The 16054-nt window shown below is 67.6% G+C and carries 13 protein-coding genes; 9 read left to right on the forward strand and 4 right to left on the reverse strand.

From position 1 onward, the window contains the following. Window positions 1-17: 17 nt before the first annotated feature. Window positions 18-746 carry a GntR family transcriptional regulator gene (locus tag EIP85_RS17930; RefSeq protein WP_127903586.1) on the reverse strand — a complete coding sequence of 243 codons (729 nt, stop codon included), beginning with the start codon at window positions 744-746 and terminating at the stop codon, window positions 18-20. Window positions 747-897: 151 nt separating this feature from the next. Between EIP85_RS17930 and uxuA the strand changes: the two genes are divergently transcribed. From uxuA to EIP85_RS17945, 3 genes are read left to right on the forward strand one after another with little or no spacing between them, the layout of a single operon-like run. Continuing rightward, entirely contained in the window at window positions 898-2106 is a 1209-nt protein-coding gene (gene uxuA, locus EIP85_RS17935; protein ID WP_127903587.1) for a mannonate dehydratase, read from the forward strand. 11 nt (window positions 2107-2117) lie between these two features. Further along, window positions 2118-3521, forward strand: a complete 1404-nt coding sequence (gene uxaC / locus EIP85_RS17940) for a glucuronate isomerase (RefSeq protein WP_127903588.1) — start codon at window positions 2118-2120, stop codon at window positions 3519-3521. Between the two features lie 23 nt (window positions 3522-3544). Next, window positions 3545-5008, forward strand: coding sequence for a mannitol dehydrogenase family protein (locus tag EIP85_RS17945; RefSeq protein ID WP_127903589.1), 1464 nt, complete (start codon window positions 3545-3547; stop codon window positions 5006-5008). A gap of 154 nt (window positions 5009-5162) precedes the next feature. Here EIP85_RS17945 and ligM read toward each other — a convergent pair whose 3' ends face one another. Beyond that, a complete protein-coding gene (ligM, locus tag EIP85_RS17950) occupies window positions 5163-6572 on the reverse strand; it encodes a vanillate/3-O-methylgallate O-demethylase (protein WP_127903590.1) in 1410 nt (469 codons plus the stop codon). 329 nt (window positions 6573-6901) lie between these two features. Continuing rightward, complete coding sequence (locus tag EIP85_RS17955; protein ID WP_127903591.1) at window positions 6902-7636, reverse strand: GntR family transcriptional regulator; 735 nt, start codon at window positions 7634-7636, stop codon at window positions 6902-6904. Window positions 7637-7770: 134 nt separating this feature from the next. On the opposite strand from EIP85_RS17955, the gene EIP85_RS22880 reads away from it, so the two are divergent. From EIP85_RS22880 to EIP85_RS17975, 5 genes are all read left to right on the forward strand, one after another. After that, window positions 7771-7935 carry a hypothetical protein gene (locus tag EIP85_RS22880; RefSeq protein ID WP_164871790.1) on the forward strand — a complete coding sequence of 55 codons (165 nt, stop codon included), beginning with the start codon at window positions 7771-7773 and terminating at the stop codon, window positions 7933-7935. A 52-nt stretch (window positions 7936-7987) separates the two neighbouring features. Further along, entirely contained in the window at window positions 7988-8782 is a 795-nt protein-coding gene (locus EIP85_RS17960; protein WP_127903592.1) for an arylamine N-acetyltransferase family protein, read from the forward strand. A 142-nt stretch (window positions 8783-8924) separates the two neighbouring features. Continuing rightward, window positions 8925-9992: an efflux RND transporter periplasmic adaptor subunit gene (locus tag EIP85_RS17965; protein ID WP_127903593.1), complete on the forward strand. Its 1068-nt coding sequence runs from the start codon at window positions 8925-8927 to the stop codon at window positions 9990-9992. Next, window positions 9992-11050 (forward strand): efflux RND transporter periplasmic adaptor subunit, encoded by a 1059-nt coding sequence (locus tag EIP85_RS17970; protein ID WP_127903594.1) that lies wholly within the window; start codon window positions 9992-9994, stop codon window positions 11048-11050. Before EIP85_RS17965 ends, EIP85_RS17970 begins: the two co-directional genes overlap by 1 nt. Continuing rightward, on the forward strand, window positions 11047-14094 hold the full coding sequence (locus EIP85_RS17975) for an efflux RND transporter permease subunit (protein WP_127903595.1): 3048 nt from the start codon (window positions 11047-11049) through the stop codon (window positions 14092-14094). Before EIP85_RS17970 ends, EIP85_RS17975 begins: the two co-directional genes overlap by 4 nt. Window positions 14095-14237: 143 nt before the next feature. Here EIP85_RS17975 and EIP85_RS17980 read toward each other — a convergent pair whose 3' ends face one another. Continuing rightward, window positions 14238-15101 carry a Fic family protein gene (locus EIP85_RS17980; RefSeq protein WP_127903596.1) on the reverse strand — a complete coding sequence of 288 codons (864 nt, stop codon included), beginning with the start codon at window positions 15099-15101 and terminating at the stop codon, window positions 14238-14240. A gap of 184 nt (window positions 15102-15285) precedes the next feature. On the opposite strand from EIP85_RS17980, the gene EIP85_RS17985 reads away from it, so the two are divergent. After that, entirely contained in the window at window positions 15286-15945 is a 660-nt protein-coding gene (locus tag EIP85_RS17985; RefSeq protein ID WP_127903597.1) for a TetR/AcrR family transcriptional regulator C-terminal domain-containing protein, read from the forward strand. The last annotated feature ends 109 nt before the right edge of the window (window positions 15946-16054 follow it).

Here is a 16054-nt window from a genome sequence, read left to right on the forward strand (position 1 = left end):
GGGCCCGGGGGTAGGGCCTACCCCTCCTCCGCGAAATGGCTGGGGTAGAGCCGGCGCAGTTCTGGCAGCTCGCCGAGGATGGAGGAAAGATGTGCCTCCATCGCCGCCGCGGCTGCGGCCGCGTCGCCGGCGGAGACCGCGTCGACGATGGCGCGGTGCTGGGCGATGATCGCCTCCAGGGGCGAGCTGCGTTCGATGGCTAGAAAGCGCACGCGGTCCATCTGCGCCTTCACCGTCTCCAGCATCTTCCAGCTGGCCGGGCGCTCCGCGATGCGGGCGAGATCAGCGTGGAAGGCCTCGTCGAGGAAATAGAACCGCTCGCGCGCGGCCTCTGCCCCCTGCCCGGCTGCCTGCTCAGCCTCCTCCGCCGCCGCCAACTGCGCGCGGATATGCGCGGCGAGCGCCTTCGCCCCGACCCCGGTGATCTGCCGCGCCGCCTCCGCCGCCAGCGCGATCTCCACCGCCTGGCGCACGAAGCGCGCGTCGCCCACCTCGGCCAGCGAGATCCGCGCCACTTGCGTGCCCCGCTGCGGCAGCACCCGCACCAGCCCGGCCTCCGAGAGCTTGATGAAGGCCTCCCTGACCGGCTGGCGCGAGATCGCGAACCGCCGCGCGATCTCCTGCTCAGAGAGCATCTGCCCCGGCTCCACCCGGTGGGTGACAATCGCCATTCTCAGCGCGCGCAGCACATACGCGGCGTTCGGTTCGTGCGGCTCGCGGGCGGGCAAGGTGAACGCCTCAGCCATCGACGACTCCTCGCAAATGTGGGGGTCCCCCGCGTTGACGGGCGAGACCTACCATTCTAGTATGGAGACATTGAGGGCCGGGCGCGAGCAAAATCTCAAGCGGCGCGCAGACGGGACGATCCCGCGGCCGGCAGAGGAGCCGAAAGAGCAAATGAAGGAAACCTGGCGCTGGTTCGGTCCCGCGGACCGCGTATCCGTTACCGAGGCCCGGCAGGCCGGCGCCCGCGGCATCGTCACGGCGTTGCATCACGTCGCCACCGGCGATGTCTGGCAGCCGACGGAGATCGCAAAGCGCCAGCAGGAGGTCCGCCACGCGCCCGACGGCGCGCCCACCACGCTCGACTGGGACGTGGTCGAGAGTCTGCCGGTGTCGGAGGCGATCAAGACCCAGACCGGCGACTGGCGCGCCCATGTTGACAACTGGCGCGAAAGTCTCGGCAACCTGGCCGCGGCCGGGATCCGGGTGATCTGTTACAACTTCATGCCGGTGCTCGACTGGACGCGGACCGACCTCGCTTGGCCGCTGCCGAACCGCGGCACAGCGATGCGCTTCGACCTCTCCGATTTCGCCGCCTTCGACATCCATATCCTCGCCCGCAAGGGCGCCGCGGCCGATTACCCGCAGGAATTCCGGGAGGAGGCCGACCGCCGCTTCGCCAGCATGAGCGACGAGGCGAAGGTGAAGCTCGCCCGCAACGTCACCGCAGGTCTGCCCGGCGCGGCGGAGCATTGGACGTTGGCCGACCTTTCCGCCCAACTCGAGCGTTATGCGGGCATCTCGGCCCGAAGGCTGCACCAAAACTACATCGACTTCCTGACCGAGGTCGTGCCGGACGCCGAGCGCCTCGGCATGCGGCTCTGCTGCCACCCGGACGACCCACCCTTCCCGCTTCTGGGCTTGCCGCGGATCATGTCGACGCTAGAGGATTACCAGCGCACCCTCGCCGCTGTCGAAAGCCCGGCCAACGGCGCCACGCTCTGCTCCGGCTCGCTCGGCGCCCGCGGGGACAACGACCTCGCCGCCATGGCCCGGGCGCTCGGGCCGAAGATACATTTTGCCCACCTCCGCAACGTCACGCGCGAGACAGAGGGCACGCCCTGCTCCTTCCACGAGGCGGAGCATCTCAACGGCGGCACCAATATGGTGGCCCTCATCGGCGCGCTTCTGGACGAGGAAGCTCGGCGGCGGGCCGAGGGCCGGACGGATGCCGAGATCCCGATGCGGCCGGACCATGGCCAGGACATCCTCGACGATCTCACCCGCGGCGCGCAGCCCGGCTATCCGGCGATCGGCCGGATGAAGGGGCTCGCGGAGATCCGCGGTGTAATGCGCGCCCTCGGCGCATCCAAACCGTACTGAAGGCCCCGCTCATGACCCTGCATCCCGACCGTTTTTTCCCCGCCGACCGCGACACCCGCGGCATCGCTCGCAGCCTTTACGCCCATGTGAAGGACCTGCCGATCGTTAGCCCGCATGGCCATACGAACCCCGCCTGGTTTGCCGAGAATGCGCCCTTCCCGGATCCGGCGCAGCTTCTGATCGTGCCCGATCACTATATCCTGCGCATGCTGATCTCGCAGGGGATCCGGCTGGAGGACATGGGGGTCGCCCCGAACGACGGGAGCGCCTACGAGACCGACGGCCGGGCGATCTGGCGCCGCTTTGCGGAGAATTTCCAGCTGTTCCGCGCCACGCCCTCGCGCATGTGGCTGGAACATACGCTTGTCTCGCTCTTCGGCGTGGCCGAGCGGCTGACCGCGGCCACGGCCGACGGCATCTATGACCGCATCGCCGAGCATCTGCAAAGCCCCGACTACCGGCCCCGAACGCTCTACGAACGCTTCAATATCGAGGTGATCGCGACGACCGAGGGCGCTCTCGACCCGCTGACCCATCACGCCAGCATCAAGTCCTCGGGCTGGAAGGGCCGCGTCGTCACCGCCTACCGGCCCGACGACATTGTGAACCCCTCCGTTGCGGGCTTCGCCGAGCGGATCGCGAACCTCGGCGAGCTGACCGGCGAGAACACCCGCACCTGGGACGGCTATCTTGCTGCCCACCGCGCGCGGCGCGCGCATTTCATCGCCCATGGCGCGACCTCCTCCGACCATGGCCACCCCAGCGCGCGCACCGCCGACCTGCCGCGGGCCGAGGCGATGGCGCTTTACGCAAAGGTCCTCTCCGGTGCCGCGACGCCGGAGGAACAGGACCTCTTCCGTGGCCAGATGCTGACCGAGATGGCCCGGATGAGCCTCGACGACGGGCTGGTGCTGCAGATCCACCCGGGCTCGTTCCGCAACCACTCGCCCGCACTCTTCAACCGCTTCGGCAGCGACAAGGGCACCGATATCCCAGTGCGGACCGATTACGTCCACATGCTGAAGCCGCTTCTGGACGCGGTGGGGATGGAGCGTGACCTGACCATCGTCCTCTTCACGCTGGACGAGACCTCCTATACCCGCGAACTGGCCCCGCTGGCCGGCGTCTACCCGGCGCTTCGTCTCGGGCCGCCCTGGTGGTTCCACGACAGCCCGGAGGGGATGCTGCGCTTCCGCCGCGCCGCGACCGAGACGGCCGGGTTCTACAACACCGTCGGCTTCAACGACGACACCCGCGCCTTCCCCTCGATCCCGGCGCGGCACGACATGGCCCGGCGGATCGACTGCGCCTATCTGGCGGAGCTGGTCGCCACCCACCGGCTGAGCGAGGAGGAGGCCGCCGAGGTGGCTGAGGACCTGACCTACCGGCTGGTAAAGAAGGCCTACAAGCTCTGACCCCTCCCAAAGCCGAGCCCGACATGACCGACCGTCTTTCCGCCGCCACCCTCGACCGCCTGTCCGCTACGGTCGCCCGCCCGGGCTACGACCGCGCCGGGCTGACGCTCGGCATCGTCCACCTTGGCATCGGCGCGTTTCACCGCGCGCACCAGGCCGTCTACACGGACAGCCTGCTGGCGGAGGATCCAGGCTGGGCCATCGCCGGCGTCTCTCTCCGCAGTCCCGGCACGCGCGACGCACTGGCGCCACAGGACGGGCTATACACCGTTGCGACCCGAAGTGCGGCGGGCGATGCCTTCCGCGTGGTGGGCGCGATCCCCAAGCTGCTGGTCGCGACAGAGGATCCGGGGGCAGTGCTGGAGCTGATGGCCGCGCCCACGACCCGCATCGTTTCGCTCACCGTCACGGAAAAGGGCTACTGCCACCTGCCCGCGACCGGCACGCTGGACGAGGCGCATCCGGATATCCTGCACGACCTCGCCCACCCCGCTACGCCCCGCACCGCGATCGGCTTCCTGGTCGAGGCGCTTGACCGCCGCCGCCTTACGGGCGTCGCGCCCTTCACCGCGCTCTCCTGCGACAACCTTCCGGCCAATGGCAAAACGCTCGCCCGCGTCGCCATCCGCTTCGCCGAGCTGCGATCGCCCGAGCTCGGCGCCTGGGTCGCGGCGAAGGTCGCTTTCCCCTCAACTATGGTCGACCGGATTGTGCCCGCCACCACCGACGCCGACCGTGCCTTCGTCGAGGGCGCCACGGGGCTGACCGACGCCTGGCCCATCGTGACCGAGGCCTTCACCCAATGGGTGATCGAAGATCACTTCCCCGGCGGCCGCCCGGCCTGGGAGAAGGCCGGCGCGACGATGGCGGCCGATGTCACCCCCTTCGAGCTGGTGAAGCTGCGACTCCTGAACGCCAGCCATTCGAGCCTCGCCTATCTCGGCTATCTCGCGGGGCATGAGACCGTGTCAGATGCGATGGAAGCGCCGGGGTTCTCAGCCCTGGTCGAGGGGCTGATGGAGGAGATCACGCCGACCCTGCCCGCGCTGCCGGGTTTCGACCTGACCGCCTACAAGGCCGAGCTGAGGGAGCGCTTCCGCAACCCGGCGCTGCGGCACCGGCTTTACCAGATCGCGATGGACGGATCGCAGAAGCTGCCGCAGCGGATGCTTGGCGCGGTACGCGAGCTGATCGCGGCGGGAAGGCCCTTCCCGCATCTCGCGCTCGGCGTCGCGGCCTGGATGCGATACGCGGCGGGCTTCGACGAGGCGGGGGCGGAGATCGTAGTGCAGGATCCGCTTGCCGGGGTGTTCCGCGAGCGGCTTGGCGCGGCGCGGGACGCGGGCGCGATCCACGAGGCGGCGCTGAGCCTGCGGGAGGTGTTCGGAGAGGATCTTCCGGCGTCGGACGTGTTCGTCACGGCGACCCGTGCGGTGCTCGACAAGCTTATGGCCGAGGGCGCGGGCAAGGTGGTCGCGAGCTTCTGAGGCTCCGATGGCGCGCAGTGAATGCGCATCCTACGCCCGTCAACCCGCCGAGGAGGGCCCGCGACCGTCCACGGGTAGGGCGCTCGCTGCCCGGCGGGCTTCGCCCGCTGTTTCCGGCCGGGGCGAGTGGAAATACCCGCCCCAGCCCTTTCCGTTACCCGTTGGTACGGGTGCGCCAGCTGTCGGCGTAGTTCTCGCGCGCCTCGCGGGCATAGGGCGTGGGCGCCACACGGACGCGGATCTCCGCCTGCCGGTGCGTTTCGGTCGAGGTCTTGCCTGTGGGCTCAGGCTCGCCCCAGACTAGCGTCAGCACGTCGCCGACCTCTACCTCCGGCGCCACGACGCCGAGCGAGAGCAGACAGCGCTCGTTGTAGGAATAGCCATTGAACATCGACATCCCCAACATCTTGCCGTCCTTCGTGACCATGTCGGCGGAAGACGAGGCGTAGTTCGGCTGCGGGAAGTCGATCCACTTGTAGGGCGTACCCTCCTCGAAGTTCGAGGCGATAACCTTCAGCACGTCCTCGCGGTTCCACTCGAAGGTCACCTTCTTACGGTTCCGGCCTTCCTTCATCTTGGCGAGCGCGGCCTTGCCGATGAAGTCATCCTTCTTCCAGCCGATGTAGAAGTCGTAGCCTAGCTCGAAGGGGTTGACGTAATAGTCCTCGACATTCTGCGACACGAAGCTGCCGCCGATCGAGCCCGCGGCCTCGTAGCTCTCGGCGCCGAGCCATTCGCGATAGTCCTTCAGCATCCCGTCGCCGGTGTAGATGCCGGGCAGCGGCGAGGGGATCCAGCCGGATTCGAGTGTGTTGGTGGAGTACGCCCGGCTGCCGCATTGGACGAGATTCACACCTGCGTCGCGGGCGGCCTGAAGGATGGTCGAATGGACGTAGTGCTTGTCCTCGTAGGGCCCCCAGACCTCCAGCCCCGGCGCGCCGGACATGCCGTGGCGCAGGGCCTGCACCTTCTTGGAGCCGATGTTGATCCAGTCGACATGAAAGAACTTGATCTCCGGGATTGGGCCGCCGTTCATCTTCTCGAAGATCTTCGGCGCGTCCGGCCCCTGGATCTGGAAGCGATAATGAGTGCGCAGGACCCGCTCGCCCTCGGGGCGCGACGGCGAGCGCGGGTCGTGCTTGATGCGCACATTCCACTTACCCCAGGCGGCGCAGAACTGCAGCCAGTTGGAGACGGGGGCGCGACCGACGAGGATGAACTTGTCCTCACGTTCGCGGAAGATGATGTGGTCGCCGATGACATGGCCGTTCGGCGTGACCGGCACGAAATGCTTGGCCCGGCTCAGTGCGAAATTGGCGAAGCTGTTGATGCCGTGATGGGCGAGGAAGGCCTCCGCCTGCGGGCCCTCGACGATCAGCTCGTCCATGTGATGGCTCTGGTCGAACAGCACCGCGCTGTCACGCCAGGCGCGCTGCTCGTCCCGCCAGTTGGAAAATTCCGGGGTCACCACCGGATAGACATACATCCCGATTCGGGAATTGCGCAGCATGTCGACGACATTGCCACGCTCCTGCATAAGCGCTTCGAGACTGCTAGCAGCCATGATCTCCTCCCTCAATGAGCTGCGGATTGTATACATTCGTGAGAGGCCGCTGTCGAGAACCACGATGACGCCCTACGCGGAAAAGAGCGGGGCGGCCTTGCGCAATGAATGCCCACCCTGCGGCGGACCCGCGCGCCGAGGAGGGGGCCGTCCGCCGGGAGGCGCCAGTGGAAGGGTCGGTCTGTCCGTTTATGGCGCAGCGAACCCCTTCGGCTTACCGGGGCGGTGATGCACCAGAAGCGCCCGCCCTGGGGGGGTGGACGGGCGCTGGCCCGGCGGGCTACGCCCGCCGTTTTGGGTCGGCCTAAGCGGATGTCGGCGCCCGCGCCCTACCCCACCATCAGCGCCATGCCCGGCACGCGGGAGAGGAGCGAGCGGTCCTCCTCCATTACGTATTCAAGGTTCTGCCGCGCGAGCCGCGCATGTTCGCGCGCCAGTGCCTCTGCCCGCGCTCCCTCCCGCCCCGCGATGGCCGCAACCATGGCACGGTGCTGGTCCTGCGCCACGTTCAGAGAGCGGCGGAACGCCACGATATCGGCCTTGTCGGGCAGGAACGCCGAAGGCGAGGCAAATGGAAGTCGCGTTACTCGGTCAAGCTCGCGCTTGATCACACTGCTGCCCGCAAGGCCGGAAAGGCGTTCGTGAAAACCGGCGTTCAATTCCGAATAGCGCTCGAATTCCACCTCCCCGGGTGCGGCACCGAAGCAAAGGTCGAGCGCCGAGACAACCTCGCCGAGCTCGGTGAGCGCTTCCTCCCCCACCCCGCGCTCCGCGGCAAGCCGTGCGGCGGTGCCTTCCAGCACGCCGCGCAGCTCGATTGCATCGATCACGTCCTGGAAGCCGAAGCTGCGGACCACGAAACCGCCGGCGCGCACCCGCTCCAGCAACCCCTCCTCCACCAGCCGGGCCATCGCTTCGCGCAAGGGCGTGCGCGAGATCTCCAGCGCCTCCGAGAGCGGCACCTCGAGAAGCCGCGTTCCGGGGCCGATCGTGCCGGCAAGGATGCGTTCGCGCAGTGCGATCAGCGCCCGCATCGCCTGTGTTCCGCTGCCCGGCGTCTCCATCGAGCCCTCCCCCGCCTTCCCAAAATGTATACATTGTCGAGACTTCTTCGGCAAGCCCGTCAGGGGCCGCCGGTGTGGGCGGGGCCCTAGGACCGCTGGCGGCAGAGGTTCATCCCCTTGCCGATGCGGTAGGCATGTTGGGCGCATTGCGCCTGAAGGCGGCGCTGATCCGGAACGACGCGGCGGGCAAGGCCGATCCCGCACCCCCCGCCGCCGCCTTGGCCGGGCTCGGCGATCTCCGGCGGCAGATGATAGCCGCGCTCGCGGAAGAAATGTCGCCTGCCGCGCCCGAGGGTTGAGCCGCGCCGCCACCCCGCCTAGAACCGGGGGCGGATCCTGCCGGAGGCCCCGATGACGCCCACAGACCTTGCCTCCTATTTCGCCCGGATCGGGTTTTCCAGCGCCACCTCGCTGCGAGCCGAAACCATCGCCGCGCTGCAGCCGCTCCACCGCCGCGCGATCCCGTTCGAGAACCTCGACATCACGCTTGGCCGCGGCATCTCGCTGGCGCCCGAGGCGATCTTCGACAAGCTCGTCACCGCCCGCCGCGGCGGCTATTGCTTCGAGCAAAACGCGCTTTTCCTGCGCGTCCTCACGGCGCTCGGCTTCCCCGCCCGCCCGCTTCTAGGCCGGGTCTGGCTGACCGCGACGCCGGACGACCCGCCGCCGCGCACCCATACCCTGATCCTCGTGCAGGCCGACGGGCGCGACTGGATCGCCGATGTCGGCTTCGGCGGCGCCATCGCCCCACTGCTGCCGCTGGCCGAGGGCGCGGTGACGGATGCGGCCGGGATCACCCACGCCCTTGCCCGCGATGCCGATCACGGTTGGATGCTTCGCCGCAACGGCGCGGCGCAATACAGCTTCACCGAGGCGCGGGTCTGGCCGATCGACCTTGTCCAGGCCAACCATTTCACCGCGACCGCGCCGCAGAGTCGCTTCACCGCCGGCCCCCTCGTCAGCCGGCCGGAGCCCCGGGGCCTGGCCACCCTGACCGGAACCCGCCTTTCCGCCCCCGAAGGCGAGACCATCGTCGCCTCGCCCGCCGACTGGCGCAGGCTGCTTTCCGAACGCTTCGATCTGGCGCTCAGCGCGGAGGAGGTCGCGCGTCTCGGCCTCTTCCCCCCGGCCACAAACGCCGGTTGAAGGAGCCAGGCCACATCTCGCGCTCTGGTATGGTGGCATCTGAGCGGCCTGTGGGTCGAAAAATCCGGAAATCCGGAGCGTAACTTTCTTTGAATCATCATTTTTCGGGTTATACGGGGCGGGAGAAGTCTGGAAAGAGAACATGCGGCGACGTTCCCGCGCCTGTCTTGCGGCCCTCCTTGCGCTCACCGCCCCCTCGGCCGTCTTCGCCGATCCGGCGCCGCTGGCCGTTCAGATCCTCACCGTCCATCCCCGTCCCGACGTGCAGAGCCTGTCGCTGACAGGAGAGGTCGCGGCCCGCGACACGCTGACCGCCTCCTTCCCGAGCTCGGGGCGGATCGCGAAGATGATGGTGGCGAGCGGTGATCACGTGAAGGCGGGCGCGGTGCTGGCGCGCGAGGATTCGGTGCAGCAGGAGCAGGCGCTGCGCGGGGCCGAGGCGGCACTCGCCTCCGCCAGGGCCACGTGGGTGAAGGCGCGCGACGATGCCGCGCGTCAGGACGGATTGCTGAAGCAGGGCGCGACCACCCGCAGCGCCCGTGACGCGTCGGCCGACGCGCTGCGCGCCGCCGAGGCCGGCGTGGCCCAGGCCCAGGCGGATCTTGACCGCGCGAAGAAGGCCCTGACCGACACCGTGCTGAAGGCCCCCGCCGCGGCGCAGGTGATCGCCAAGATGGCCGATGTCGGCCAGGTCGTGGGCGCGGCGCAGCCGGTGCTGAAACTCGCCGTCGGCCTGCGCACAGATGCGATCTTCCAGGTGCCCGAGGTGCTGCTGACCCGCAGTACCAGTGCGCCGGTAAAGGTGGTGCTCGCCCCGGTCGACCAGCCGGACAACTTTGTCATCGGCATGCCGCGGCTGATCTCGCCCCTGGTCGATCCGCGGCAGGGCACGGTGAAGGTGACGGTCGCCATGCCCGCGCTGCCGGCAGGAACGCGCATTGGCGATGCGATCGTCGGCACCATCCGCCAGGTCGACCCGCCACGCATCTCGCTGCCGTGGACGGCCATGGCCGCGACGGAGAGCGGGCCCGCCGTCTGGGTGGTCGACCCGAAGACCCGCCGCGTCCACCTGCAGCAGGTGGAGATCCTGCGCTATGAAACCGGCCGGATCATCCTCGAAAGCGGGCTGAAGGACGGCCAGATGGTCGTCGGCCTCGGCGCCGACCGGCTCTATCCCGGCCGTGCGGTGCGCCGGGCGGAGGGGTTCTGATGCGCCGCGCAGTCCTGATCGCCCTGCTGCCGCTCGCGCTGGCCGCCTGCAAGCCCGAGGCGGCGCCGCGCGCCGGCGCCCGCCCGGTCGTGTCCGAGATCGTCAGCCCTCGGGCGGGCCTGCAGGCAAGCTACGCCGGCACCGTCGCCGCGCGGACCGAGACTGACCTCGGCTTCCCCATTGCAGGCACGCTCGCCGAAAGGCCGATCGAGGAGGGCGACGTGGTCAAGAAGGGCGCGACGCTGGCGCTGATCGATCCGCAGGAGCTGGACGCGGAGGTCCGCGCGGCGGAGGCCGGGGTCCGCGTGGCCGAGGCGCAGCTGTCGACCGCGCAGGATGCCGCCAGGCGGGCGGACGAGCTCGTCGCGCGCGGCGTCGACAGCCCGGCCACGGCCGAGGCCGCCCACAGCGCGCTTGTCACCGCCCAGGCGCAGCTCTCCCAGGCCCGTGCCTCGCGCACCCAGGCCCGCGAATTGCGCGGCTTCGCCACGTTGAGCGCACCGATGGCCGGGGTGATCACCCATGTCTACGTCCAGCCCGGCACCTCGTTGACACCGGGGCAGGCCGTGGTCCGCCTCGCATCGACCGGCGACCGCGAGGTGCTGATCGACCTCTCCGAACAGGATGCCGCGGGCCTGGCGCCCGGCGCGGAGTTCCGCGTCGCGCTGGAGGCCGCGCCGCAGGTCGCATCCACCGCCACGCTGCGGCTGATCGATCCGGTGGCCGACCCCGCGACCCGAACCCGCCGCCTTCACCTGACGCTTGCCCCCGACGCACCGGTCCCGTTCCGCCTCGGCGCGCTGGTCATGGTCGCTCCCGACGCGCGCACGCAGGCGCAGCTGACGCTGCCGGTGACGGCCCTCATCGGCGGGCTGGGGGCGGTCTGGGTCGTCGATCCTGAAACCCGGACGGTCCACCGCCAGACCGTCACGCTCGGCTCCCGGGCGGGCGACCGGGTGCTGATCCGCGCCGGGCTAAAGGCCGGGCAGGAGGTGGTGACCAAGGGCGTCAATTCGATGAGGGAGGGCCAGCATGTCGGCCCGCGGGTGCCGGCATGAAGGGCTTCAACCTTTCCGACTGGGCGCTGAAGCACCGCTCCTTCACCTGGTTCCTGATGCTGGTCTGCCTGATCGCCGGGATCATGGCCTACATGACCATTGGCCGCGCCGAAGATCCGAACTTCGCGGTCAAGACGATGATCGTCTCCGCCTCGCTCCCCGGCGCCTCGGTGAACCAGACGCTGGACCAGGTCACCGATAGGATCGAGAAGAAGCTGAAGGAACTGCCCGAGCTCGACTTCACCCGCTCCGTCACCCGGCCCGGCCAGGCCATCGTCTACGTCAACCTGCTGCCCACCACCAAGCCGGCCCAGCTGCCGCGGATCTGGCAGAATGTGCGCAACATGATGGCCGACATCCGCCCCGACTTCCCGCAGGAATTTAAGGGCTTTCAGTTCAACAGCGACTTCGGCGACGTGTTTGGAAACCTTTACGCCTTCACCTCGGACGGCTTCACTCCGCGCCAGCTGCGCGACTATGTCGACCGGGTGAAGCGCGACGTTCAGGCCATGCCCGAGGCCGGCAAGGTGGAGCTTTTCGGAACGCAGGAGGAGGCGATCTACCTCGACTTCTCGCCCCGCAAACTGGCTGCCCTCGGTCTGAACGAACAGGCCGTGCTCGGCACGCTGCAGGCCCAGAACGCGATCCTGCCCTCCGGCACCATCGACGCGGGACCCGAGAAGGTGCTGGTCCATCTCGGCGGCCAGTTCCGCGGCACGCAGAGCCTCGCCAACGTCAACCTCCGCGTCGGCGACCGCTTCTTCCGGCTGACCGATGTCGCCACCATCCGCCGCACCTACACCGACCCGCCAAGCGCGCTGTTCCGTTACGACGGGGAACCCGCCATCGGGCTTGAGGTCGGCATGAAGCCCGGCGCCAACATCATCGACTTCGGCAAGGCGCTGAGCGGCGTAATCCAGGCCGCCACTGCCCAGCTTCCCATCGGCATTGCCGTCCACCATGTCGCCGACCAGCCGAAGGTGGTACAGCACGCCGTCGGTGGCTTCCTCCGCGCGCTGGCTGAGGCGGTGGCGATCGTCCTCGTCGTGTCCTTCATCAGCCTGGGCCTGCGTGCTGGGCTTGTGGTGACGGTGACGATCCCCTTGGTGCTCGCCATTACCTTTGTGGTGATGAAATACCTCGGCATCTCGCTGCAACGGGTCTCGCTCGGCGCGCTAATCATTGCCCTCGGGCTGCTCGTCGACGATGCGATGATCACGATCGAGACGATGATCTCGCGGCTTGAGCGAGGCGAAAGCCGCACCAGCGCCGCCTCCTATGCCTGGACCTCGATCGCTTTCCCGATGCTCTCGGGCACGCTGGTGACCACAGCAGGCTTCATCCCGATCGGGCTGAACGATTCCGCGGCGGGCGAATACACCTTCTCGCTGTTCGTCGTCATCGCCGTGTCGCTGCTGGTGAGCTGGATCGCCGCTGTGCTTTTTGCACCGCTCCTTGGCGTCACCCTGCTGCCGGCGAAATGGAAGGCCCACGACCCCGCCGCCCCCGGCCGGCTGCGCCGCGCCTTCCATGCTGTGCTGCGTGGGGCGATGCGCGTCCGCTGGCTGACCATCGGGCTGACCCTGGCGGCCTTCTGCCTTTCGGTCTACGGCATGCGCTTCGTCGAGCGGCAGTTCTTCCCCACCTCCGACCGGCCGGAGCTGATCGTTGATGTCACGCTGCCCGGCAATGCCTCCATCGCCGACACGAAGGCGACGATGGACCGGCTGGAGGCCGCGCTGCGCCGCGACCCGAACAAGCTTTTCTGGACCTCCTATGTCGGCACCACGGCGCCGCGCTTCATCCTGTCCTACAACGTCGGCATTCCGGGGCCGAACATCGGCCAGATCGTCTACCAGACCCCCTCCGTCGCCGCCCGCGACCGGTTGAAAGCGCATATCGAGCGTCTCTCCGCCAATGACTTCCCGAACGCCGACATCTTCCCGAAGTTCCTCGAGGTAGGCCCGCCCGTCGGCCGGCCGGTGCAGTACCGCATCTCCGGCCCCGATATCGCCGTGCTGCGCGACCGCGCCCGCGACCTTGCCGCCACGATGGCGAGCGATCCGCGCCTCGGCTCCATCGTGATGAACTGGAACGAACCCGGCCGCGTCATCCGCGTCGACATCCTGCAGGACAAGGCCCGCCAGCTTGGCCTGACGCCGCAGGATATCGCCGGCGCCCTCGACACCGTCTATTCGGGCCAAGTCGTCACCCAGCTGCGCGACGCGACCTACCTCGTCAACATCGTGGCGCGCGGCGACAAATCCGCCCGCAGCTCGATCGAGGCGCTCGGCGGGCTGCAGCTGCTCGGCACCGGCGGCACCGGCATCCCGCTCTCCTCCGTCGCGGTGTTTCATTACGGCACTGAGCCGCCAGTAATCTACCAGCGCAACCAGATGCCGACGATCACTGTCTCCGCCTCCATCCGCAGCAAGGACCAGCCTGCGACGCTGGTCGGCGCGCTGGCCCCGAAGATCCGCGCCTTCACCGCCAAACTGCCGCCGGGCTACCGGGTGGCGGTCGGCGGAACGGTCGAATCCTCGGCGCAGAGCCAGGCGCCCATCGCCGCGGTCGTGCCGCTGATGCTGCTGATCATGGTCACGCTGGTGATGATGCAGATGCAGAGCTTCCGCCTGGCCTTCATCGTCTTCTGCGCCGCGCCGCTCGGGCTGATCGGGGTGGTGGTGGCGCTCCTGCCCTCCGGCGCACCGTTGGGGTTCGTGGCAATCCTGGGCGTGCTGGCGCTGATCGGCATCCTGATCCGCAACTCCATCATCCTCGTGCACGAGATCGAGGTCCTGCGCGAGGCCGGGGTGCCGGCGTGGGAGGCGGTCTTCCAGGCCTCCGACAGCCGCGCCCGGCCGATCCTGCTGACGGCGGCGGCTGCGAGCCTCGCCCTGATCCCGATCTCGCGAGAGATCTTCTGGGGCCCCATGGCCTTCGCCATGATGGGCGGCATCATCGCTGGCACGATTATCACGCTGGTCTTCGTCCCGGCGCTCTACCTCGCCGTCTTCCGGCTGAAGCCCGAGAGCCGCGGCTGAGGCGGCGGGCGGCGGCCGAAGGGGTCCCGGACGCGGGTTCGATGCGGTGCAGAAGCGGTGCTGTTACGATGTCCCCGCCTATCCGCCGTAAGAAGCAGGGGATCTTGGACAATATTCCGAGTCCGTAGTCCGACCATGCAGATTTAGATCGTCTGCGCGTGGTCTGGAGGAGCTAAATCGGAAGACCAGGCTGCCTCGTAGGCCTCCTCAATCAGGAAGACTTCCTCTTCGGTCAGTGCCGAGAATTCCTTGCGCAAGGCGCGCCTGGATAGCTTACCATTGCCTTGTTCCAGAAATCCTCGCAGCAGATCCACCATACGTGCCGGCATTTCCAGTATCTCGTCGACACTGGATTTGAACCGATCATAGCGCTCGATGTAGTCGATTTCTTTGTGGAGATCCTGCTCAACCGTTTCTCTGACGCAATCGGCGACGAACTCGGCATGCATGGTGCTGTCAAAGAAGCGGTAAAATACGGCAGTGTCCGACAGAACCTCCACATTCCCTTGGGCCGTGGGTTTCCAGTCGATGAACTCCATCATCGGCTCCGACACGGACCTTAGAACGTCGCTGTATTCCTCGATGCGGCGGTAGACTGCGACGCTGATCGGGAAGACCAGGCCTGCTGGATTGAACCCGCCACGGGCCAAGACATGGTGCAACAGATACCGATGGAGACGGCCATTCCCATCCTCGAAGGGATGGATGTAGACAAAGCCGAACGACACCGCAGCCGCGACCACCATCGGGTCAATGCCGCCCTCGAGAGCCCGCGCTTCATAGAGCACAATTCCCTCCAGAAGGCCTGCCAGATCCTCATGCCGAGCGCCGATGTGCACCGGCTCCGGGATCCTTCCGTCGCGGGTGTGGCCACCAATAAATCCGCCCTCCTTGCGAACACCCATTTTCACGAAGCGCGCATCCTGCAAGACAATCTGTTGTAGGCGCTCAAGCTCGCCTTGCGATAACTGGTGACTTCCCGCCTCTGCGATCGCATGGGACGGTATCTGGTTTTTTGCCTTTTTTCAGGGGCTTGCCCGGGTTTCGCTGAGCCTCCGGGCGACCTGCGTTACAGTCCGTCAAGTATTCTTTAACCTTGCCGACGGGGATCGGGGCGATGAGATTTTGCCATGGCTCAGGCTTTGCGCTACTGCTCGGATGAGTTTGGGATGAGAGGACGCGACAGGGCGAATGGCGCTCACGCGAGAGGAGATCGTTCAGACGGCCATCGGCCTTCTTGAACAGAAGGGGCTGGAGGGGCTCAGTCTGCGGGGGCTGGCTCGTAGGCTGGGCGTTTCCGCGCCGACGCTCTACTGGCACTTTCGCGACAAGCGTCACCTGCTGGACCTGATGGTTGAGCAGATGATGGCGGGGCCCCGCTCTCGACAGAAGCTGCCGGAAAATATCGAGTGGTGGGAAAAGGTCACCCTGGTGATGCGGCGGCATTACAAGGTACTGATCTCGCATCGCGATGCGCCTCTGGCCATGGCCGGCAAGCGGCCGACCGAGGCGATGCTGCCGATGATCGAGGAGTGGCTCGGCCTCTGGACCGGCGCCGGTTTCCCGCCGGGGGAGGCGCTGAACTCGATCCTCGCTACGAACAATTTTGTCCTCGGCGCGGCACTGGAATACCAGGCGAGAGTGGCCCGCGAACGCGCCGGCACCCCCGCTCTCTGCCCCGAGGAAAAGGCCCAATTCCCCCGCCTGCAAGAGGCGCTCGCTGCCCGGCGCACCCAGGATACGCATGCCAATTTCGAACATGGGCTGCATTTGATCATCAGTGGCCTGCGTCAGCGCCAGGCAGAGCTTCTGACCGAGGGTAAGGCACCCGTCAGCACCACGACAGCCTGAATTTATACCATAGATTTTAATATATTGCGGCCCTCTTGGGCCACGTTCCCGCGAGGGCTGGCTTTCCCCGCTGAATGCGGCATGATCGGGCCGGACAACCCGGAGGGCG

It is taken from the genome of Solirhodobacter olei (genome assembly GCF_004010155.1).
Taxonomy (GTDB): Bacteria; Pseudomonadota; Alphaproteobacteria; order Rhodobacterales; family Rhodobacteraceae; genus Solirhodobacter; species Solirhodobacter olei.

Bases quoted from the DNA above. Each gene is read 5' to 3' on its own strand.
- EIP85_RS22880 (WP_164871790.1), top strand. From the start codon at position 7,771: ATGTTGGGCGCATTGCGCCTGAAGGCGGCGCTGATCCGGAACGACGCG.
- EIP85_RS17985 (WP_127903597.1), top strand. From the start codon at position 15,286: ATGGCGCTCACGCGAGAGGAGATCGTTCAGACGGCCATCGGCCTTCTT.
- EIP85_RS17975 (WP_127903595.1), top strand. From the start codon at position 11,047: ATGAAGGGCTTCAACCTTTCCGACTGGGCGCTGAAGCACCGCTCCTTC.
- uxuA (WP_127903587.1), top strand. From the start codon at position 898: ATGAAGGAAACCTGGCGCTGGTTCGGTCCCGCGGACCGCGTATCCGTT.
- EIP85_RS17955 (WP_127903591.1), bottom strand. From the start codon at position 7,636: ATGGAGACGCCGGGCAGCGGAACACAGGCGATGCGGGCGCTGATCGCA.
- EIP85_RS17970 (WP_127903594.1), top strand. From the start codon at position 9,992: ATGCGCCGCGCAGTCCTGATCGCCCTGCTGCCGCTCGCGCTGGCCGCC.
- EIP85_RS17960 (WP_127903592.1), top strand. From the start codon at position 7,988: ATGACGCCCACAGACCTTGCCTCCTATTTCGCCCGGATCGGGTTTTCC.
- uxaC (WP_127903588.1), top strand. From the start codon at position 2,118: ATGACCCTGCATCCCGACCGTTTTTTCCCCGCCGACCGCGACACCCGC.
- EIP85_RS17965 (WP_127903593.1), top strand. From the start codon at position 8,925: ATGCGGCGACGTTCCCGCGCCTGTCTTGCGGCCCTCCTTGCGCTCACC.
- EIP85_RS17930 (WP_127903586.1), bottom strand. From the start codon at position 746: ATGGCTGAGGCGTTCACCTTGCCCGCCCGCGAGCCGCACGAACCGAAC.
- EIP85_RS17945 (WP_127903589.1), top strand. From the start codon at position 3,545: ATGACCGACCGTCTTTCCGCCGCCACCCTCGACCGCCTGTCCGCTACG.
- ligM (WP_127903590.1), bottom strand. From the start codon at position 6,572: ATGGCTGCTAGCAGTCTCGAAGCGCTTATGCAGGAGCGTGGCAATGTC.